The following is a 20122-nucleotide window of genomic DNA, read 5'->3' as shown; positions in this document are numbered from 1 at the left end:
CTGTGTTGGACGCGTGGCTGCGCCCGTGTGCGCGATCGGCCATGAGGCATCCACGCCCGGCCACCGGCCCGCGCCCCTACGGCTACGGCGGGCGTCCGCCCGCCCGCCGCGCGCGGCTCACGTCAGGCAGTGCAGGAGCCGCTCCCCCCGCACCCACCGCCCCACCTCCGCCGCCGCGGCCCGCGCCCCCTTCTCCGCCACCGCCCGGCTCGCCCCGCCGACATGCGGTGTCAGCACCACCCGCCCCCCGACCGTCCGCAACCGCGAGTCGGCGGGCAGCGGCTCGTCGGCGTACGCGTCCAGCGCCGCCGCCGCGAGACGCCCGTCCTCCAGCGCGTCGCACAGCGCCCCCTCGTCCAGCAGAGCCCCCCGCGCCGCGTTCACCACCACCGCCCCCGGCGGCAGCAGCGCCAGCTCCCGCGCCCCGATGAGCCCCCGCGTCTCCTCGGTGACCCTGGCGTGCAGGCTGATCACCCGCGAGCGCCGCAGCAGCTCGTCCAGCGAGGCCATACGCAGCCCGTACATCTCGCCCCGCGCGTACGGGTCGTACACCATCACCCGCGCTCCGAACGCCCCCAGCGCCCGCGCCACCCGGCTGCCGACCGCGCCGTAGCCGATGATCCCGACGGGCAGGTCCTCCAGTTCGAGGCCGCTGTGCTCGTATGTGTAGTACCTCGGGCCCGCCCAACTCCCTTGTTCGGCCAGGCGGTCGTGGGCCTGCGGAATGCGCCGCAGGGCGGCGAGCAGCAGGCCGACGGTGAACTCGGCCGTCGCCGCGGCTTTGCGGCCGGGCGCGCAGCACACCCGCACGCCGTGTTGCCGGGCCGCGTCGAGGTTGACGTTCACCGGGCGGCTCCGGCAGACCGCGACCAGCCGTAACTCCGGGCGGGCGGTGAGGACCCGCTCGGTGACCGGTGCCGTCTGGGTGACGAGGACGTCCGCGCCGGCGAGGGCCGCGATCAGCTCGTCCTCCACGTCGCTGGCCTCCTGGACCTCGCCGACCCTGCCGAATGGTTTCTGCGGCCAGTCGAGCGTCAACTCCCTGACGTCGAAGCGGGCTTGGCGGGCCAGCGCGGCCGTGATCAGCGAGGGCAGTACGAAGCGGTCGCCGGCGGCCAGCACCCGCACACTGGATGTCATCACGGGAACACAGGTTGTAATGATCGTCAGAGAGGCGTCAATCCCTTTTATGTGGGGAAAGCGGGGAGACCTGAACGCGCTGGGTGCGCACGGCGGAAGGCCCTCCGCGAGTCACGTCCTCGCGGAGGGCCTTCCTTCATCCGCCTGCCGTCGTGAAGGGTGAGAAGACGATCACGAGGCAGGGCGCCTCAGCGCACGCGCGCGCTCACGGGGCGAGCGGCGGCGAATCGGCGCGGGACCTGGCGGCCTGGTGGCGGCGTGCCACGTCCTGCCAGTCGACCACCTGCCACATGGCCTCGACGAAGTCGGCCTTCTGGTTCTTGTACTGGAGGTAGAAGGCGTGCTCCCAGGCGTCGAAGACGAGGAGCGGCGTGGCGCCCTGCCCGACGTTGCCCTGGTGGTCGTAGACCTGCTCCACGATCAGCCGGCCGCTCAGCGGCTCGTACGCGAGGACGCCCCAGCCGGAGCCCTGCGTGGTGGCCGCGGCCTTGGACAGCTGGGCCCTGAAGCCGGCGAAGGAACCGAAGGACTCCGCGATCGCCTCGGCGAGTTCGCCCACCCCGTCCGCGGCCAGCGGCTCACCGCCGCCGTCCTTCGGGCCGGTCATGTTCTGCCAGTAGATGCTGTGCAGGATGTGCCCGGACAGGTGGAAGGCCAGGTTCTTCTCCAGGCCGTTGACCGAGGCCCAGGACCCCTTGTCCCGTGCCTCCGCGAGCTGCTCCAGTGTGTCGTTGGCGCCCTTCACGTAGGCCGCGTGGTGCTTGTCGTGGTGCAGCTCGATGATCTCGGGGCTGATCACGGGAGCCAGCGCGGAGTAGTCGTAGGGCAGGTCGGGCAGCGTGTAGACGGGCATGGGTGATCCCCTCCGGAACCTTATTGCAAGTTACTTGCAACTACACGCTAGCAACAACAGTGCCGGGACAACAGAAAGACCCCCACGTGTCGCACATGGGGGCCTCGCCGTCGGCGCCGTAGGGGATCAGCGCCTGGCGCGCACCCGCTGCCAGGCGTAACCCGCCGCCGCGAGCACCACCGTCATCGCACCCGACGAGTACAGCTGGACCCGGGTGTCCGGCTGCCACGCCATCAGCACGAAGACCGCGGCCATGCCCGCGAGCGCCAACCAGGTCAGGTACGGGAACGCCCACATCCGCACCACCAGCTTCTCCGGTTCCTCGCGCTCGATCCGGCGGCGCAGCAGCAGCTGGGAGACGGCGATGAAGATCCAGACGATCAGGATCACCGCGCCGATCATGTTCAGCAGCCAGGGGAAGACGTCGTTGGGCCGCCAGTAGCTCAGCAGCACGCAGACGAAGCCGACCAGGCAGGAGGTCAGCACGCCGATCCGGGGCACCCCGCCGGACAGCTTCGCCAGCGCCTTGGGGCCCTGGCCGCGCTCGACCAGGGAGTAGGCGATGCGCGAGGAGCCGTAGATGTTGGCGTTCATCGCGGACAGCAGGGCCACGAACACCACGACGTCCATCAGCCGGCCCGCGCCCGGGATACCGAGGTGGTCCAGGGTCGCCACGTAAGGGCCGTGCGTCACGACGTCCGGGGAGTTCCAGGGGACCAGGGTCACGACGACGGCCATGGAACCGATGTAGAAGACGGCGATGCGCCACATCGCCGTGCGCACCGCGCGTGCCACGCCCCGCACCGGGTCCTCGGACTCCGCCGCCGCGATGGTGACCGTCTCCAGGCCGCCGTAGGCGAAGATCGAGGCGAGCAGGCCGATGACCAGGCCCTGGCCGCCGTGCGGAAGGAAGTGGGTGAGGTGGGAGGTGCCGGGGGAGTCGGTACCGGGCAGCACGCCCGTGATGGCGAGCACGCCGAGCACCAGGAACAGCGAGATCGCGCCGACCTTGAGCGCGGCGAACCAGAACTCGAACTCGCCGAAGTTCCTCACGGCGGCCAGGTTCGCGCCGAGGAAGACCAGCATGAACAGGGCGACCCACATCCACTGCGGGCTGCCGGGCACCCAGCCCTGGGCGATCCTCGCCGCACCGATGCCCTCCAGGCCGACGGCGGTGCACAGCAGCACCCAGAAGGACCAGCCCGCGGCGAACCCGGCCCAGGGGCCGATCGCCCGCTCGGCGTGGGCGGAGAAGGAGCCCGAGGACGGGTAGGCGGCCGACATCTCGCCGAGCATCCGCATCACCAGCATCACCAGCAGCCCGGAGAGGGCGTAGGCGATCACGATGGACGGGCCGGCGGCGGCGATGCCCGCGCCCGACCCGACGAACAGGCCCGCGCCGATCACGCCGCCGAGGGCGATCATCGACAGGTGGCGCTGCCTGAGGCCATGGGAAAGGGCGGGATTGTCCGCCAGTCGTGGTGTCTCCGAGCGGGTACTGCTGGGCATGGGCGCGGCTCTCCCGATGCGATAGGCGGGTAAAAATCAACCCAGTCTGGGCGCCCTGTCCGTTCACACGGAGAGGCCGTCCAGTATCCGGACGCCCGGCATTCGGAGAGTGAGATTCCGGTTACGTCGTCGCAGTCCCGGCCGAGACGCTCGCAGGCCGCCGGACCGATGTCCACAGCCCTTTGGCAGATCCCTACAGACGCGGCGTCAGCTCGTCGAGTCTGCTGGAGCACTCCACCTCAGTGACCGTCGTCACGCCGTACCCGGTGTGAGCGGCACTCTTTGTGCGGAGCCCACCAAGGGGGCGATCAACCCTTTGTCGAGCGCTGACGGTGATCGGATTCGGCGCGCCGGTATAGCGTCGCGATGTTCCCACCTGTCCCCTCACCCCGCGGAGTCCCCATGAGCACCGCCACCGTCAGCGCCCGACCGGGTGCCGTCCTCGCCGACCTGCTGCCCGCGTCCCGCGTCCGCGACGCCGCCCTCGTGCTCGGCGGCGCCGCGCTCACCGGGCTCGCCGCCCAGCTGTCGGTGCCCGTGCCCGGCTCGCCGGTGCCGGTGACCGGCCAGACCTTCGCCGCGCTGCTGGTGGGCACCGCGCTCGGCGCCCGTCGCGGCTTCCTCTCCCTCGCCCTGTACACCGTCGCGGGCATGGCCGGCGTGCCGTGGTTCGCGGGCGGCGAGTCCGGCGCCGGCGCGGTGTCCTTCGGCTACGTCCTCGGCATGCTGCTCGCCTCCGCCGTCGTGGGCGCCCTCGCCCGCCGCGGCGCCGACCGCTCCCCGCTGCGCATGGCGGCCACGATGATCCTCGGCTCGGCCGTCATCTACGCCGTCGGCGTGCCGTACCTGGCCCTGGCCGCCCACCTCTCCCTCGGCCAGGCGGTCGCGGCCGGTCTCGTGCCGTTCCTGATCGGCGACGCCCTCAAGGCCGCCCTCGCGATGGGGCTGCTGCCCACCGCGTGGAAGTTCGCGGGCAGGCGCTGAGCACAGCCCGGCACACACGACGGCCGCGGGGCCTGACGAACGTCGTCAGGCCCCGCGGCCGTCGTGCGGGTGAGGGCGTGGGTCAGCCGATGGAGACCTTGTCCGTGGCGGCCTCCGCGGCCGGGGCCGGACGGTCGCCCGCCACCTTCTGCTTGACGAGGGAGATGGCCACCACGATCGCCGCGACGAGCAGCGACAGCAGCACGGTCTCCCGGCCGTCGTGTTCGGTGTCGAAGAGCATGTACACCAGGACCGCCACGATCACCGTGGCCGCCGCCCAGGTCAGGTAGGGGTACAGCCACATCCGCACGACGAGCTTCTCCGGCGCCTCGCGCTGGATGATCCGGCGCATCCGCAGCTGCGAGAAGCAGATGACGAGCCACACGAACAGGGCCACCGCACCGCTGGAGTTGACCAGGAAGAGGAAGACGGTGTCGGGGAACTCGTAGTTGAAGAAGACGGCCACGAAGCCGAAGACGACCGACGCGAGGATCGCCGCCATCGGCACACCGCGGGAGGTGGTGCGGGCGAACGCCTTGGGCGCGTCACCGCGCTGGCCGAGCGAGAAGGCCATGCGGGAGGCCGTGTACAGGCCGGAGTTGAGACAGGACAGGACCGCCGTCAGCACGATGACGTTCATGATCTCGCCGGCGTGCGCGATGCCGAGGGAGTTCAGCGCGGCGACGTACGAACCCTGCTTCTCCAGCGACGGGTCGTTCCACGGCAGCAGCGTGACCACGACGAGGATCGAGCCGAGGTAGAAGACACCGATACGCCAGATGATGCTGTTGGTGGCCTTGGTGACCGCGCGCTGCGGGTCCTCCGACTCACCGGCCGCCAGGGTGGCGATCTCGCTGCCCATGAAGGAGAAGACGACCAGCAGGACACCGGTGAGGATCGCGCCCGGACCGTGGGGCAGGAATCCGCCGTGGCCGGTGAGGTTGGTGAAGGACGCCTTGTCGGCGTGCGCGCCCGGCAGCACACCGAAGATCGCGAGCAGACCGACGACGATGAACGCGCCGATCGCCACGACCTTGATGCCGGCGAACCAGAACTCGAACTCGCCGTAGGAACCGACCGAGACGAGGTTGGACGCGGTCAGCACCAGCATCACGATGAGGGCCCAGCCCCACTGCGGCACGGCCGGTACCCAGCCCGCCAGGATCTTGGCGCCCGCGGTTCCCTCGACGGCGAGCACGACGACCCAGAAGAACCAGTACAGCCAGCCGATGGAGAAACCGGCCCAGCGGCCGAGCGCGCGGTCGGCGTGCTCGGAGAACGAGCCGGAGGTCGGGTTGGCCGCGGACATCTCGCCCAGCATGCGCATCACGAGGACGACGAGGGTGCCGACGAGGGCGTAGGACAGCAGAATGCCCGGCCCGGCCGCGGCGATGCCGGAGCTGGAGCCGACGAACAGGCCGGCGCCGATCACACCGCCGATGGCGATCATCGTCAGGTGCCGGTTCTTGAGGCCTGCCTGAAGTCCGGAACCAGGTGGGGTCATGGACGGATTCCTTTACGCCTGTAGAGCGGGGGGTTCTCGTACGGGAACGGGGGTGCCCGTGGGGGTCCGGTACGGGATTCGTACGAGCGGTGTACGAGCCGGTCCAGTGAATCCGAGGTGAACGAATTCGGGAACCTCTGAATCCGGATTGTTACTTGAGGTTCCCTTGAGCTTCTATGGTCCCGCTCACATTTGACGACGAAATCCATAGCGGCCCGGGTGTCACATGAGTCACCCCCGGACGCCTTGACGGAGCGCCCGCCGGATGCCGTGGACCCGGGGCTGCTGCCCCGATTCCCCCATGTCACACTCGTTTCATGCGCGTGTATCTCGGCTCCGACCATGCGGGCTTCGAACTCAAGAACCACCTCGTCGAGTGGCTCAAGGCGGCGGGGCACGAGCCCGTCGACTGCGGGCCGCACATCTACGACGCCCAGGATGACTACCCGCCCTTCTGCCTGCGCGCCGCCGAGCGCACGGCCGCCGACGCCGACGCCCTCGGCGTCGTGATCGGCGGCTCCGGCAACGGCGAGCAGATCGCGGCGAACAAGGTGAAGGGCGTGCGCGCGGCGCTGGCCTGGAGCGAGGAGACGGCGGCGCTGGGCCGCCAGCACAACAACGCCAACGTGGTGGCCGTCGGTGCCCGCATGCACAGCACCGAGGAGGCGACCAAGTTCGTCGAGGTGTTCCTCGGCACCCCGTTCTCGGGTGACGAGCGCCACATCCGCCGCATCGACATGCTGGCCGCGTACGAGACCACCGGCGACCTCCCCCCGATCCCGGCCCACCACCCCCAGCAGTAGCCTCCCCGCCCGCTCGCGCCCACCCGCCACCCGACGCACGGGCCGGAGGGTGGGCGCCGTGCGTGGCCGAAAGCGGGAAGGCCGGTGACGAGGCGCGCCTAGGCTGAGGAGGCGAGGCCCGCCCGCCGTCCGCGCGGCACGGGCGGGAGCGGAACGAGGAGAAGAGGAAAGGACGGCCCGCCGTGCCGGAAGGGCACACCATCCATCGGCTGGCGCAGGACTACGCCGCCCGTTTCCAGGGCACGACGCCCCGCGTCACCAGCCCCCAGGGCAAGTTCTCCGACGCCGCCGCCCTTCTGGACCGGGCCGAGCTGACCGCCACCGAGGCCCACGGCAAGCACCTGTTCCTGCGGTTCCGGGACACCGACTGGGTCCACATCCACCTCGGCCTGTTCGGCAAGGTCGGCTTCGGGGACGCCCCCGCGCCGCCGCCCACCGACACCGTCCGCCTCCGGCTCGCGAACGACACGGCGTACGTCGACCTCCGCGGCCCCACCACCTGCGCCCTGATCACCGAGGACGAGAAGGACGCCGTCCACGCCCGCCTCGGCCCCGACCCGCTGCGCGAGGACGCCGACCCGTCGGCGGCGTACCAGAGGATCGGCCGCAGCCGTACGACCATCGCCGCCCTGCTCATGGACCAGAAGATCGTGGCCGGCGTCGGCAACGTCTACCGGGCGGAGGTCCTCTTCCGCCACGGTATCGATCCCTACCGCGCGGGCCGCGACATCACCCCCGCCGAGTGGGACGCCCTGTGGGCCGACCTCGTCGCGCTGATGCGCGAGGGCGTACGCCACAACCGGATCGACACCGTACGACCCGAGCACACCCCCGAGGCCATGGGCCGCCCGCCCCGCGTGGACGACCACGGCGGCGAGGTCTACGTCTACCGCCGCGCCACCCAGCCCTGTCACGTCTGCGGCGACGGGATCCGCACCGCCGGCCTCGCCGCGCGCAACCTCTTCTGGTGCCCCACCTGTCAGAAGAGCTGACACTCCTTCGGGTGGGTTTACGGAATTCCGGCGCCTGAGCGAACCTGTGAACCCGAGCCTCGCACGGGGGACCAGCGGGACCTCCCGTGCCAAGCGGCCGGTGCGATGGATAGGGTCCCGAACTAATGGCAGCAGGACGAGAGACGCGAGCGAAGGCCGACACGTTCACGGCCCGGTGGAAGATGCAGTGGCACCGGGCCCGCGTCGGGCTGCGTAAAAGCGCCGTCGACTACTTCCGCGGCGACGGGTCCGACTGGGTCGCCTTCGCCGGCCTGCTGCTCACCGTCCCGCTCTTCGCGGCCATGACCCTGTTCGATTCCGTGTGGTGCTCCCCGGCCCTGCTCGTGCTGCCGATCGTCGCCGGCGGGCTGCTGCTGCGCCCGGCCAGCCTGCTCGGCCTGTACGCGGCGGCGGCCACCGCGCTGATCGTGGAGTCGGTGCGCCTCGGCCCGTACACCGAGGGCCCCTCCCGCGTCACCCCGGGCGTCGTCCTGGTGGTGGCCGCCTGCGGCTTCTTCGGCCTGCTCACCGCGCAGTTCCGCAGCCGCGTCGGCGTGCCCTGGCGGCGCGGCGGCACCATGCTGTTCGACCTGCGCGAGCGCATCCGGGTGCAGAGCAAGCTGCCCAAGCTGCCCCAGGGCTGGCACCACGAGATGGCCCTGCGGCCGGCCGGCGGCCAGTCCTTCTCCGGCGACTTCGTGGTCGCCGCCCGCACCAACGGCGGCCGCACCCTGGAGGTCGTCCTCACCGACGTCTCCGGCAAGGGCATGGACGCCGGCTCCCGCGCCCTGCTGCTGTCGGGCGCCTTCGGCGGCCTGCTCGGCTCCCTGCCCCCGCACGCCTTCCTGACCGCCGCCAACGGCTATCTGCTCCGCCAGGACTGGGACGAGGGCTTCGCCACCTCCATCCACCTCGTCCTGGACCTCGACTCCGGGGACTACGAGCTGTACTCCGCGGGCCATCCGCCGGGGCTCCAGCTCAGCGCGGGCAGCGGCCGCTGGGAGGAGAAGTCCGCCGAGGGGCCGCTCCTCGGGGTCTACGACGGCGCCCAGTTCGACTCCGTCAAGGGCTCGCTGCGGCCCGGCGACGTCCTGATGCTGTTCACCGACGGCCTGGTGGAGACCTCCGACCGGGACATCGTCGAGGGCATCGACCGCCTCACCGGCGAGGCCGACCGCTATGTCGCCGGCGGCTTCCACGGCGCCGCCTGGCACCTCATCGAGGCCGTCGCCAAGGATGTCAACGACGACCGGGCCCTGTTGCTGATCTGCCGCGAGGCCACGGCACGCCCGCTGACCCACGCCTGACGGAGAGTGGCCGTATGACCGCACCCCTGACCCTCGCCGACGTCGAGGCCCTCGCCCGCGCCGCGCACGAGGGGCAGACCGACAAGGCGGGACGGCCGTACGCCGAACACCTCGCCGCCGTCGCCGAGGGCGTCCGCGCCCGCGGGGGAGACGCCGAGCAGGTCGCGGCGGCCTGGCTGCACGACGCCGTGGAGGACGACGCGTTGAGCCGCGCCTGGCTGGCGGGGGCCGCGCTCACCCCGCGTACCAAGGCCATCGTGGACGCCGTCACCAAGCGCCCGGGGGAGGAGCCGGAGGCGTACGCCCGGCGCGTCCTCGACACCCCGGGCGCCCTGCTGGTGAAGGAGGCGGACCTGGCGCACAACGCCGACCCGGAGCGTCTTGCCGTACTGGACGAACCGACCCGGAAACGACTGACCGAGAAGTACGCACGGATGCGCGCACTCCTCGGTCTCGGCGTCTGACCCCGGCCCCCGGCGTCAGGCGCTCGCCTTCACCGGCTCGTGTTCCTTCCGCTGCCGCGCACGGGCCAGTTCGGTCGCGTCCTGGACGAACGCCCACGCCATCCTCGGCTCCATCGCGAACCGGAACACCCGCTGCACCGGCTTGGTGCACAGCACCGTGACGGTGGCCACCGCGAGGACGGTGGCGGCGGCCGAGCCGTAGCCGCCGTACCGCTGGGCGATGTCGAACCCGCCCAGGAAGAGCACGCTCTTGATCACGAAGCCGTGCAGCAGATAGCCGTACAGCGTGCCCGCGCCGAGTGCGGTGAACCAGGTGCGACGGCCCGGCACCCAGGCGAGGAAGCAGGCGCTGAGCAGCATGGCGCAGCCGAACATGGCCAGCGTCATCAGCGGTCCGATCCACCACGGAGCGCCGAGTTCCTGCGCGGAGTCCTGCCGGTAGAACCAGTTGTCGTTCATGTGCGGCGCGGTCCACCAGCCGATCACCAGCGCCGCCGCGAACACGGGCACCGACAGGATCCGCATCCGGCGCGTGCGCATCAGCGTGAAGTGCTCGGGCTTCAGCAGCAGTCCGAGGACGAAGCAGGGCAGGAACTGCAGGATGCGGCCGAAGTCCAGGCTGCCGTCGACCCCCGGGGTGACCGAGCCCAGCATGGCGAGTCCGAGCGCGACGGGCAGCGGCCGGCGCACCAGCTTCCACAGCGGGCTGGTCAGGCGCCACACGAACAGCGCGAGCAGGAACCACGTGAGGTAGTACGGCGAGAAGAGGTTGATGGGGCCGTCGACGTGGCCCGCGTACCGCTTGAACAGCGAGTAGGCGAGCTGGAAGAGCACATACGGCACCGCGACGCCGGTGACCAGGCGCTTCAGCCGGTCAGGGCGCATGTCGAAACTGCGCGAGAAATAGCCGGAGATGACGATGAACGCCGGCATGTGGAAGGTGTAGACGACGTTGTACAGGTCTTCCAGGACCCGGTGGTCGGTCTTCAGCGGGGACCAGGAGTGTCCCATCGCCACCAGTGCGATCGCCATGTACTTCGCGTTGTCGAAGAACGGATCGCGCGGTTTGCCGGGTCTGCCCGCCTTCGACTGCTCCTCCCGCGCACGCTGCGGGGCGCGCGTTCCGGGCACTCCGTCCGCCGGCGACGGTGCCGGGGGGAGCGGCCGTGGGTTCTGGCCGGGGGAGGAGGCGGCGTCAAACATCTCAGGCACCCTAGCGTCGTCCGCGGGATTTCGTAAAACCCCTTCGTCGTTCCTGGTTATCGCCTTCGTATGCCCCGGGATTTGTCGAACGTGCCTCCCGCGCACGCGTGATGACGCTCACGCAGAGGTCCATCGTTGGCCCACGATGTCCAGATTCATCCCCAATAATTGGGGCATACCGCATCTCGGTGTCATCAATTCGAATTACCTGCGCGCGAGATGTGTGGACACGGAAACGAACTCGCGTAATTCAGGCCGGAGTTCGGTGCTCCGGTCCGTCGAATTGCAGTGCGGTACCTCCGCCGCGCCGGGAGGCGCGCCCGACATCCTGTCAGCACCCGCATGGAGCAGGCCCGTTGGTGGCACGATGGTTCTGGCGGGGGTGCGGGTCGCACCCCCGGGCCGGGAGCAGGGACCGACCGAGGGTGTGATCTGTTGTGGTCATTTCAGTATCCGTAGCGCTGATGCTGGCGATCGTCCTGGTGGTGCTCATAAGAGGGGGCAGCATCAAGCCGGGACCGGCCATCGTGGCGATCCTCTTCGGCTTCTTCCTCGCGTCCACCGGTATGGCGCCGTCCATCAACCGGTTCCTGACCTCGATAGCGGACTCGATCGACTCGATCAAGTTCTGAACCGCCGCGCCGGTTGTGGTCAGTGGTAAAGATGCCGCTGCTCGGCCGGCTGCCGGCTGATGAACACCAGACGGTCGAAGTCCACGGCGACCCCGCGCAGCAGCAGGTCCACCAGCGCCCGCGCCGCGGACGCGTCGACCGGGGCCTCGCCGAACAGCGCCCGCCGGTAGACCACCGAGGCGAGCAGATCCACGAACAGCTCGGGGTCCACGTCCGGCTGGAGGTCCCCGCGCTCGACGGCCCGCCGCACCGCGACCGCGGCGGCCGCCCGGCCGGGCTGTACGAGGCTGCGCAGCAGGTACTCGTGGAGCTCGGGGTCGGCGGAGCAGTCGCTGAGCAGCGGTGCGAGCACCCCGGCCGGCAGCCGCTCGTGCAGCACCTCGGCGAGCAGTCGTACGCTCTGGTGCAGATCACAGCGGGTGCAGCCGTTGTCCGGCGCGGGCGGTACGACGAGGACCGAGGCGAGCGCGTCGATCACCAGGCGCTGCCGCTGGGGCCAGCGGCGGCGGACGGCGGCCTTGCTGGTGCCCGCGACGGCCGCCACCTTCTCCAGTGCGAGGCCCCCGTACCCGTCGTCGTGCAGCAGCCGTACGGTCGCCGCCAGTACCGCCGCGTCGATCGCCGGGTCCCTCGGCCGGCCGCCGGCCGCCGGGCTCATGCGGCGGCGTCCTGCGGGTACCAGCGCAGTTCCACGGTGTTCCCGTCGGGGTCGCGCACGTAGACCGACTGGGCCGATCCCCGGGCGCCCCAGCGCGGCACGGGCCCTTCGAGCACGTCGAAGGCGCCGGAGTCGACGACCTGCTGCCAGTCCAGTGGGTCCACCACCAGGCAGATGTGGTCGACGTTGGACTCACCGCGCGGCCGCTCCAGCAGGTCGATGACGGTGGTGGGGCTGACCCGCACCGACGGGAACGGCACCCGTCCGGCCCGCCACTCCTCGACCCGCTCGCCCGCGAGTCCCAGCGGCCCGGTGTAGAAGCCCAGCGCGCGCTCGGTGTCCGAGACGTTGAGCACCAGGTGGTCGAAGTCCTTGACCCGCATCACGTTGCCCCCTGTGGCCTAGTTATGTTCCGTACCGGTGCGGATCGTAACTCGCACGCTCGGGGTTCCGCAAGGGTGAAGGGGAGCGGCGAAGGGGAACGGCGAAGGCCCAGGTGAGAGGGGCAACGGCAACCTCTCACCTGGGCCAGGCTGCGCGTGCGATTCTCTCCGTACCGAGCTTGCTCGACGCTCACGCGGTCGGCGGAGTCTCACGAGCCCAGTCGAAGGGCATCGGCGCGCCCTGCGGGATCACCCAAGGGTGGGGGTAGCGAGCGTGGCAGCCGGTACAGCGAGCGACGAACGGACCGACCTCGGGGTTCGTGAGAACGCTGTAGTGGCTGGTGTCGTCTCCAAGCGTGGCCACTCCGGCGAGCACTGGCACGGGCGCTCTACCGCGAGCGGGTCGCCGTCAGGAGTTTTGGCCGTGCTCTTGAAGAGCTTGGCGAGGGTCAACCCGGCCTGCGCCTCGGCCGATCTTCCGCTGGGGCCCGCCGCCGAGCGCCGTTGTTCGTGCTTGTTGGTGTCAGCCGCTGATGTCAGCCGCCGGACGCGGTCTCTGCAGGGGGGCGACGCTGTTGAGCGATTGGGGCTGTCTCTGACGTGGCGGAGGATGGTGCTCATGTGCGCTCTTTTCGACCCCCTGAAGCGACATGGCCGGCCGAAGGGGCACGTGGAGGGCGCGGACGCCTGATCCAGCCTCTGACGACTTAGGCCCAGGTGGAGAGTAAAATTACCCCCTGACCTGGGCCTTCGTCGTACAGAGCGGGCGACGGGAATCGAACCCGCGTAGCTAGTTTGGAAGACTAGGGCTCTACCATTGAGCTACGCCCGCAGCACTGCGCCGCAGGTCCGTGACCGCGGCACTCAGGCATCGTAGCGGGTCGCCCGCCGCTTGGGCCAACATGTCCGATCACCGAACGCCACGCGCCCCGCCTCGAAGAATGCGGCCGACGCGGGCCGCCGGGCCATGTACCCTACGTGTCGCACACAGACGGGGTGTGGCGCAGCTTGGTAGCGCGTCCGCTTTGGGAGCGGAAGGCCGTGGGTTCAAATCCCGCCACCCCGACCACCGATCGGCCCGCCCTGGACGGCTCCTGATCCGGCCACCGGTCACCCCCTGGCCGACCTTCGGCCCGATCGCCGGTCACGCACCTGCTCGGCCCTGGGCCGGGTCGCCGCCGCCCTCCCTGCTCGACCCTGGGCGGGATCGCCGACCACCCCGTGCTCGACCCTGGGCCCGATCGGCGATCACCCTCCTGTCCGCCCTGTGGTCCGATCGCCGGCCATCACCCGTTCGGCCCTCGGCCCGATCGCCGGTCAGGCCCTGGTCAGGCCTTGAGCCGCCGCCGTTCGGCCGGGGCCCCGGCCTCCGTTCGCGGCGCCGCGAAGATCGCCTTTTGGGGCGCCGAACGCCTGCGGTTACTATGCAAGCTGCACGCCCGTGTGCCCCGGCCCTCACGGCCTACGTACTTCCTCCGGGCGGCGAATCCGCCGGAGCTGTCTGGCTCCGGCAGAACCCAAGCAGTCAGCCACAAGGAGACCGAACCGTGAAGAGCGCCGTGGAGACCCTGAACCCGACCCGGGTTCGGCTCACTGTCGAGGTGCCCTTCGAGGAGCTCAAGGACAGCCTCGACGCGGCGTACAGCAAGATCAACCAGCAGGTCACGGTGAAGGGCTTCCGCAAGGGCAAGATCCCGGCCCGCGTCATCGACCAGCGGTTCGGCCGCGGTGCGGTCCTGGAGGAGGCGGTCAACGACGCGCTTCCGAAGTTCTACACCGAGGCGGTCAACGAGGCCGAGCTGAGCCCGCTGGGCCAGCCCGACGTCGACATCACCGAGCTGAAGGACGGCGAGACGCTGAACTTCACCGCCGAGGTCGACGTCCGCCCGGCCCTTGAGATCCCGGACTACTCCGGCATCGAGGTCGAGGTCGACGCCATCGAGGTCACCGACGAGGACGTCGAGAAGTCGGTCGAGCAGCTGCGCGAGCGCTTCGCCTCCACCTCCCCGGTCGAGCGCGCCGCCGAGGACGGCGACGTCGTCACCATCGACCTGGAGGCCAAGGTCGACGGCGAGGTGCTGGAGGACGGCATCGCCAACGGCGTCTCCTACACCATCGGTTCCGGCGAGCTGCTCGACGGCATCGACGACGCCGTCAAGGGCCTGTCCGCCGGCGAGGAGGGCACCTTCACCTCCGAGCTGAAGGGCGGCTCCGCCGCGGGCAAGGAGGCCGAGGTCACCGTCAAGGTCACCCAGGTCGCCAAGCGTGAACTGCCGGAGCTGGACGACGAGTTCGCGCAGCTCGCCTCCGAGTTCGACACCCTGGACGAGCTCAAGGCCGACAGCCGCAAGCGCCTCGCGAACATGAAGGAGTTCGACCAGGCCACGCAGGCCCAGGAGCGCGTCCTGGAGAAGCTCCTTGAGCTGGTCGAGGTCCCGGTCCCCGAGAAGCTGCTTGAGGACGAGGTCAACACCCGCAAGCACAACCTGGAGCACCACCAGCTCGGCCAGATGGGCCTGACCCTCGACAAGTACCTGGAGATCCAGGGCAAGTCCGCCGAGGAGTTCGAGACCGAGACCCGTGAGGCGGCGGTCAAGGGCATCAAGACCCAGTTCGTCCTGGACGAGCTGGTCAAGAAGGAGCAGCTGAACGTCAACCAGGAGGAGCTCACCGAGCACCTCATGCGGCGCGCGGCCTCCTCCGGCATGTCCCCCGACCAGTTCGCCCAGGCCGTCGTCGAGGGTGGCCAGGTGCCGCTCCTGGTCGGCGAGGTCGCCCGCGGCAAGGCCCTGGCCGTCGTGGTCGAGGCCGCCACGGTGAAGGACACCAACGGCGAGATCGTCGACCTCAGCGACGAGGACGAGGAGACCGAGGCCACCGAGGCCGAGGCCACCGAGGCCGAGGCCACCGAGGAGACCACCGAGGGCTGAGCCGCCCCACGGCGCCTCTGACGCAACGACGACGGGCCTCCGGGACCTTCCCCGGGGGCCCGTCGTCGTACCGGCGAGAGGGCGACCGGGTCAGGGGCGCGGGGCCGTACCCGGTCGCGGCGCCGCCGCGGGGCACGACACGCCGCGACGCGCCCGCGGCCCGGTGACGACCGCGGCCGGCCCCGATCCGCGCCCGGCCCACCCGGCGGAGCGCTACGCCCCCGGCGAACAGTCGCTACTCCGGGATTCCCCGAACGTGCCCGAGCGTTAGGGTCCATGAGTACGGGGGCAGGGGAGTCTCCTGAAACCCCCAAGCCTCCGGCAGGACGACGTGAGACGGCCCGGCGCCGTCGCGAGACGAGCAGGTGGATACGTGACGAATCTGATGCCCTCCGCCGCCGGCGAGCCCTCTATCGGTGGCGGCCTCGGCGACCAGGTCTACAACCGACTGCTCGGCGAGCGGATCATCTTCCTCGGCCAGCAGGTCGACGATGACATCGCCAACAAGATCACGGCTCAGCTGCTGCTCCTGGCCGCGGAGCCGGACAAGGACATCTACCTCTACATCAACAGCCCGGGCGGCTCGGTGACGGCCGGCATGGCGATCTACGACACCATGCAGTACATCCCGAACGACGTGGTCACCATCGCGATGGGCATGGCGGCCTCCATGGGCCAGTTCCTGCTCACCGGCGGCGCCGCGGGCAAGCGCTTCGCCCTGCCGCACGCGGACATCATGATGCACCAGGGCTCCGCGGGCCTCGGCGGTTCGGTCACGGACATCAAGATCCAGGCCGAGTACCTGCTGCGCACCAAGAAGCGCATGGCCGAACTGACCGCGTTCCACTCCGGCCAGACCTTCGAGGTGATCACCCGCGACGCGGACCGCGACCGCTGGTTCACCCCGGAAGAGGCCAAGGAGTACGGTCTCATTGACGAGATCATCACGAACGCCTCGGGTGTTCCGGGAGGCGGCGGAACCGGTGCCTGACCGGCCCGGCCACGCCACGCACCGCCACCACTCCAATCCCCAGAACGCCCACCAGGACGGTGAACATCCCATGAGCAACTTCCCCGGCGCGGCCAGCGGCCTGTACGAAGGGCCCCGGCCCGACGCCCGCTACGTGGTCCCGCGCTTCGTCGAGCGCACCTCCCAGGGCATCCGCGAGTACGACCCGTACGCGAAGCTCTTCGAGGAGCGCGTGATCTTCCTGGGCGTCCAGATCGACGACGCCTCCGCCAACGACGTCATGGCGCAGCTGCTGTGCCTGGAGTCGATGGACCCCGACCGGGACATCTCGATCTACATCAACAGCCCGGGCGGCGACATGACCGCCCTGACGGCGATCTACGACACGATGCAGTTCGTGAAGCCCGACATCCAGACGGTGTGCATGGGCCAGGCGGCCTCCGCCGCGGCCGTCCTGCTCGCCGCCGGCACCCCGGGCAAGCGCATGGCGCTGCCGAACTCCCGCGTGCTGATCCACCAGCCGGCCGGCTCCACCGGCCGCGGGCAGCTCTCCGACCTGGAGATCATCGCCAAGGAGTTCACCCGGATGCGCGAGCAGCTGGAGAACATGCTGGCCAAGCACTCCAGCCAGCCGCTGGAGAAGGTCCGCGAGGACATCGAGCGCGACAAGATCCTCACGGCCGAGGAGGCGCTGGAGTACGGCCTCGTCGACCAGATCATCTCCACCCGCAAGCTGAACAACGCCGAGGTCCGCTGACGCGGAGCGGCACGCTCTCACGCCCCCCACGGCAGGGCTCACGGCAAGTGAACCCTGCCAAGGGGGGCCCGAACATCGGGCCCGGCAAGGTACCGTCGGACATAAGGCAGCACCAGGAGCCGCTGGAACGCAGTGTCCAGGCGGTTCCCAGGCGAAGGGGAAGCACACCGTGGCACGCATCGGTGACGGCGGCGATCTGCTCAAGTGCTCGTTCTGCGGCAAGAGCCAGAAGCAGGTCAAGAAGCTCATCGCAGGGCCCGGTGTCTACATCTGCGACGAGTGCATCGATCTCTGCAACGAGATCATCGAGGAGGAGCTCGCGGAGACCAGCGAGGTGCGCTGGGAGGAGCTGCCCAAGCCCCGCGAGATCTACGAGTTCCTGGAGGGCTACGTGGTCGGCCAGGAGGCCGCCAAGAAGGCCCTGTCCGTCGCGGTGTACAACCACTACAAGCGGGTCCAGGCGGGCGAGAACGGCGGCGCGAGCGGCCGCGACGACGCCATCGAGCTGGCGAAGTCCAACATCCTCCTGCTGGGCCCCACGGGCTCCGGCAAGACCCTCCTCGCCCAGACCCTGGCGCGCATGCTGAACGTGCCGTTCGCCATCGCCGACGCGACCGCGCTGACGGAGGCGGGCTATGTCGGCGAGGACGTCGAGAACATCCTCCTGAAGCTCATCCAGGCGGCCGACTACGACGTCAAGAAGGCCGAGACGGGCATCATCTACATCGACGAGATCGACAAGGTGGCCCGCAAGAGCGAGAACCCGTCGATCACCCGGGACGTCAGCGGCGAGGGCGTGCAGCAGGCCCTGCTGAAGATCCTGGAGGGCACCACGGCCTCGGTCCCGCCGCAGGGCGGCCGCAAGCACCCGCACCAGGAGTTCATCCAGATCGACACGACGAACGTGCTGTTCATCGTGGGCGGCGCCTTCGCCGGTCTGGAGAAGATCATCGAGTCCCGGGCGGGCGCCAAGGGCATCGGCTTCGGCGCGACGATCCTGTCCAAGCGCGAGCTGGAGTCCAAGGACGTCTTCGAGGACGTCATGCCGGAGGACCTGGTCAAGTTCGGCATGATCCCCGAGTTCATCGGCCGTCTGCCCGTGATCACCTCGGTCCACAACCTGGACCGCGAGGCCCTGCTGCAGATCCTGGTCGAGCCGCGCAACGCGCTCGTCAAGCAGTACCAGCGCCTGTTCGAACTCGACGGCGTGGAACTGGACTTCGAGCGCGAGGCCCTGGAGGCCATCGCCGACCAGGCCATCCTCCGCCAGACCGGCGCCCGCGGCCTGCGCGCCATCATGGAGGAGGTCCTCCAGGGCGTGATGTACGAGGTCCCGTCCCGCAAGGACGTCGCCCGCGTCGTCATCACCGCCGACGTGGTCCTCTCGAACGTCAACCCGACCCTGATCCCGCGCGACGCACGGGGGCGGGGTCCGGGGGAGCAGAAGACGGCCTGAGTCTCTCCGCGACGACGGGCAGGCACCCTCTGAGGGCGCCTGCCCGTCGGCATGTCGGACGAGTGACGACCGGATCGAGCCATCATCCAGACGCGAGCCGACGCCCGCCCCGTGCTCGTGATCGGATCGGCGTGACCGAGCCGGACGTGCCTCGGCAGGTCCGGCTGAGAGAACGGGAGGAATCCGGTAATGACGTTCCTGAGGGCGAAGCGCATGGCGGCCGCGGCCGGGGTGGCGGTGGTGGCAGGGGCCCTGCCGATCCTCGTGGCCTCACCGGCGAGCGCCACACAGAGCGCCTGCACCAACTACGTGGCCGATCATGGGTACTTCGCCGGCGCGAAGGTGAAGGCGGCCTGCGGCCACGGGGCGATCGACACCGGCATCGGAAAGGTGGCCAACCCCGTCTGTGTCACCGACCTGGCCCAGATCGGCGTGAAGAGCGACGTGTCGCTGGCGGCCTGCAAGCGGGCCTGATCGCAAGGCGAAGGCGGCTCATCCACGTGAGCCGCCTTCGTTCAGGAACCACCCGTTCTCGGAGCCTCAGACCTTGACGCGCACGTCGTTGCGCAGCTTCGCCGCAAGCTCCGCCGTCTCGTCCAGCGAGCCGGCCTGGCCGGAGGCGAGGGAGGCCACGCTGTAGTCCGAGACGAAGGCGACGGTGCTGTGGTCGCCCCAGATGCACACCGGCATCTTGATGCTCTTCGGCATGCCGGAGGCCGAGGACGAGGAGCTGGTGCTGTCGATCTGTGCCACCTGGCACTTCATGACGCCGTTGGAGAATCCGGCCGGGTGGACGGCCTCCGGGCTGCCTATCAGTTTGCCCTTGGTGCCCGAGTCGCTCTGGTCCTTCGACGCCTCCGTCTTGATCTTGGCGAACATGGCGTCCACCACCGCCTCGGGGTCGTCGATGGTGCCGTACACGCCGCTGAAGGACAGGCCCTTCTTGGTCAGCCCGGTGCCGGTCTCGTAGCTGGAGCTGACCTCCGTGGGGTTCTGCACGCCCCACTTCTGGAAGTCCGACTTGTCGGAGTCGCTGAGCCCGTTCGAGGACCCGTCCGAGCCGTCCTGCTTGGTGTACGTCCCGTTGATCACCGAGTTGGGAGTGATCAGCTTGTGCGCGCCGTCGTCCGCGACGCTGACGCTTCCGCTGCCCCCGTTGAACAGGAAGTACGCGCCGACCGCCACCACCGCCACGACCGCGACCGCGCCTATGACCAGGCCCGTCCTCTTCTTGCCGCCGCCCGGCTGGGGCGGCTGCGGCATGCCGGGCACGGCGCCGTACGGCTGCTGCTGGCCGTAGGGCTGCTGGCCGTACGGGCTCTGCTGCGGGGGCATGCCCTGCTGTGGGTAGCCGTACCCCGGCTGCTGCGGCGGAGCCTGCTGGGGGTAGCCGTAGCCGGGCTGCTGCGGGGCCTGCGGCGGCTGCCCGTAAGGGCCGGCCTGCGGCTGCTGGCCGTACGGACCCGGCTGCTGCGGCTGCCCGTACGGACCGGGCTGCCCCGGCTGACCGTAGGGACCCGGCTGCTGGGGTGGCTGTCCGTACGGGCCCGGCTGGTTGTTGCTCATCTCTGGGATCC

General features: G+C 70.0%; 19 protein-coding genes and 2 tRNA genes. 12 read left to right on the top strand and 9 right to left on the bottom strand.

Features of this window, described 5'->3' with window-relative positions; all coding sequences use genetic code 11:
- Nucleotides 1–117: 117 nt before the first annotated feature.
- The 3 genes from ACWDD7_RS24640 to ACWDD7_RS24630 form a co-directional block, all read right to left on the bottom strand.
- Complete coding sequence (locus ACWDD7_RS24640) at nucleotides 118–1140, bottom strand: NAD(P)-dependent oxidoreductase (RefSeq protein ID WP_450458933.1); 1023 nt, start codon at nucleotides 1138–1140, stop codon at nucleotides 118–120.
- Between the two features lie 205 nt (nucleotides 1141–1345).
- Entirely contained in the window at nucleotides 1346–1993 is a 648-nt protein-coding gene (locus tag ACWDD7_RS24635) for a superoxide dismutase (RefSeq protein ID WP_450458932.1), read from the bottom strand.
- 126 nt (nucleotides 1994–2119) lie between these two features.
- Nucleotides 2120–3502: an amino acid permease gene (locus ACWDD7_RS24630; protein WP_351879935.1), complete on the bottom strand. Its 1383-nt coding sequence runs from the start codon at nucleotides 3500–3502 to the stop codon at nucleotides 2120–2122.
- Between the two features lie 402 nt (nucleotides 3503–3904).
- Between ACWDD7_RS24630 and ACWDD7_RS24625 the strand changes: the two genes are divergently transcribed.
- On the top strand, nucleotides 3905–4486 hold the full coding sequence (locus ACWDD7_RS24625; protein ID WP_450458931.1) for a biotin transporter BioY: 582 nt from the start codon (nucleotides 3905–3907) through the stop codon (nucleotides 4484–4486).
- 82 nt (nucleotides 4487–4568) lie between these two features.
- Here the strand turns inward: ACWDD7_RS24625 and ACWDD7_RS24620 are convergent, their stop codons facing one another.
- Nucleotides 4569–5990, bottom strand: a complete 1422-nt coding sequence (locus ACWDD7_RS24620) for an amino acid permease (protein WP_450458930.1) — start codon at nucleotides 5988–5990, stop codon at nucleotides 4569–4571.
- 317 nt (nucleotides 5991–6307) lie between these two features.
- Between ACWDD7_RS24620 and ACWDD7_RS24615 the strand changes: the two genes are divergently transcribed.
- The 4 genes from ACWDD7_RS24615 to ACWDD7_RS24600 all read left to right on the top strand — a co-directional run bounded on the left by ACWDD7_RS24615 (nucleotide 6308) and on the right by ACWDD7_RS24600 (nucleotide 9556).
- Nucleotides 6308–6793, top strand: a complete 486-nt coding sequence (locus tag ACWDD7_RS24615) for a ribose-5-phosphate isomerase (RefSeq protein WP_351875617.1) — start codon at nucleotides 6308–6310, stop codon at nucleotides 6791–6793.
- Between the two features lie 182 nt (nucleotides 6794–6975).
- Nucleotides 6976–7785 carry an Fpg/Nei family DNA glycosylase gene (locus tag ACWDD7_RS24610; RefSeq protein WP_351875620.1) on the top strand — a complete coding sequence of 270 codons (810 nt, stop codon included), beginning with the start codon at nucleotides 6976–6978 and terminating at the stop codon, nucleotides 7783–7785.
- 125 nt (nucleotides 7786–7910) lie between these two features.
- Nucleotides 7911–9092 (top strand): PP2C family protein-serine/threonine phosphatase, encoded by a 1182-nt coding sequence (locus ACWDD7_RS24605; protein WP_351875622.1) that lies wholly within the window; start codon nucleotides 7911–7913, stop codon nucleotides 9090–9092.
- Between the two features lie 14 nt (nucleotides 9093–9106).
- Nucleotides 9107–9556 (top strand): HD domain-containing protein, encoded by a 450-nt coding sequence (locus ACWDD7_RS24600; protein WP_450458929.1) that lies wholly within the window; start codon nucleotides 9107–9109, stop codon nucleotides 9554–9556.
- A 15-nt stretch (nucleotides 9557–9571) separates the two neighbouring features.
- Here the strand turns inward: ACWDD7_RS24600 and ACWDD7_RS24595 are convergent, their stop codons facing one another.
- Nucleotides 9572–10759: an acyltransferase family protein gene (locus ACWDD7_RS24595; RefSeq protein ID WP_450458928.1), complete on the bottom strand. Its 1188-nt coding sequence runs from the start codon at nucleotides 10757–10759 to the stop codon at nucleotides 9572–9574.
- Nucleotides 10760–11196: 437 nt separating this feature from the next.
- Between ACWDD7_RS24595 and ACWDD7_RS24590 the strand changes: the two genes are divergently transcribed.
- A complete protein-coding gene (locus ACWDD7_RS24590) occupies nucleotides 11197–11391 on the top strand; it encodes a hypothetical protein (RefSeq protein WP_285561136.1) in 195 nt (64 codons plus the stop codon).
- A 19-nt stretch (nucleotides 11392–11410) separates the two neighbouring features.
- Here the strand turns inward: ACWDD7_RS24590 and ACWDD7_RS24585 are convergent, their stop codons facing one another.
- The 3 genes from ACWDD7_RS24585 to ACWDD7_RS24575 form a co-directional block, all read right to left on the bottom strand.
- Nucleotides 11411–12049: a TetR/AcrR family transcriptional regulator C-terminal ligand-binding domain-containing protein gene (locus ACWDD7_RS24585; RefSeq protein ID WP_450458927.1), complete on the bottom strand. Its 639-nt coding sequence runs from the start codon at nucleotides 12047–12049 to the stop codon at nucleotides 11411–11413.
- Nucleotides 12046–12432, bottom strand: a complete 387-nt coding sequence (locus ACWDD7_RS24580) for a VOC family protein (RefSeq protein ID WP_351875635.1) — start codon at nucleotides 12430–12432, stop codon at nucleotides 12046–12048. Before ACWDD7_RS24580 ends, ACWDD7_RS24585 begins: the two co-directional genes overlap by 4 nt.
- Before the next feature lie 761 nt (nucleotides 12433–13193).
- Nucleotides 13194–13264: transfer RNA gene (locus tag ACWDD7_RS24575), tRNA-Gly, on the bottom strand.
- Between the two features lie 160 nt (nucleotides 13265–13424).
- Between ACWDD7_RS24575 and ACWDD7_RS24570 the strand changes: the two genes are divergently transcribed.
- From ACWDD7_RS24570 to ACWDD7_RS24545, 6 genes are all read left to right on the top strand, one after another.
- Nucleotides 13425–13501: transfer RNA gene (locus ACWDD7_RS24570), tRNA-Pro, on the top strand.
- Nucleotides 13502–13979: 478 nt separating this feature from the next.
- Nucleotides 13980–15362 carry a trigger factor gene (tig, locus tag ACWDD7_RS24565; protein WP_450458926.1) on the top strand — a complete coding sequence of 461 codons (1383 nt, stop codon included), beginning with the start codon at nucleotides 13980–13982 and terminating at the stop codon, nucleotides 15360–15362.
- Nucleotides 15363–15747: 385 nt separating this feature from the next.
- Nucleotides 15748–16353, top strand: coding sequence for an ATP-dependent Clp protease proteolytic subunit (locus ACWDD7_RS24560; RefSeq protein WP_351875682.1), 606 nt, complete (start codon nucleotides 15748–15750; stop codon nucleotides 16351–16353).
- Between the two features lie 70 nt (nucleotides 16354–16423).
- Nucleotides 16424–17089 carry an ATP-dependent Clp protease proteolytic subunit gene (locus ACWDD7_RS24555; protein WP_351875640.1) on the top strand — a complete coding sequence of 222 codons (666 nt, stop codon included), beginning with the start codon at nucleotides 16424–16426 and terminating at the stop codon, nucleotides 17087–17089.
- Between the two features lie 169 nt (nucleotides 17090–17258).
- Nucleotides 17259–18545: an ATP-dependent Clp protease ATP-binding subunit ClpX gene (gene clpX / locus ACWDD7_RS24550; protein WP_351875643.1), complete on the top strand. Its 1287-nt coding sequence runs from the start codon at nucleotides 17259–17261 to the stop codon at nucleotides 18543–18545.
- Nucleotides 18546–18734: 189 nt separating this feature from the next.
- Nucleotides 18735–19019, top strand: coding sequence for a hypothetical protein (locus ACWDD7_RS24545; protein WP_450458925.1), 285 nt, complete (start codon nucleotides 18735–18737; stop codon nucleotides 19017–19019).
- A 66-nt stretch (nucleotides 19020–19085) separates the two neighbouring features.
- On the opposite strand, the gene ACWDD7_RS24540 is transcribed toward ACWDD7_RS24545, so the two are convergent.
- On the bottom strand, nucleotides 19086–20111 hold the full coding sequence (locus ACWDD7_RS24540; RefSeq protein ID WP_450458924.1) for a hypothetical protein: 1026 nt from the start codon (nucleotides 20109–20111) through the stop codon (nucleotides 19086–19088).
- Between the last annotated feature and the right edge of the window lie 11 nt (nucleotides 20112–20122).

This window comes from Streptomyces sp. NPDC001056 (assembly GCF_053598955.1).
Note: the sequence above shows the minus strand (reverse complement) of the source record. Positions and strands in the feature narration are given on the sequence as shown.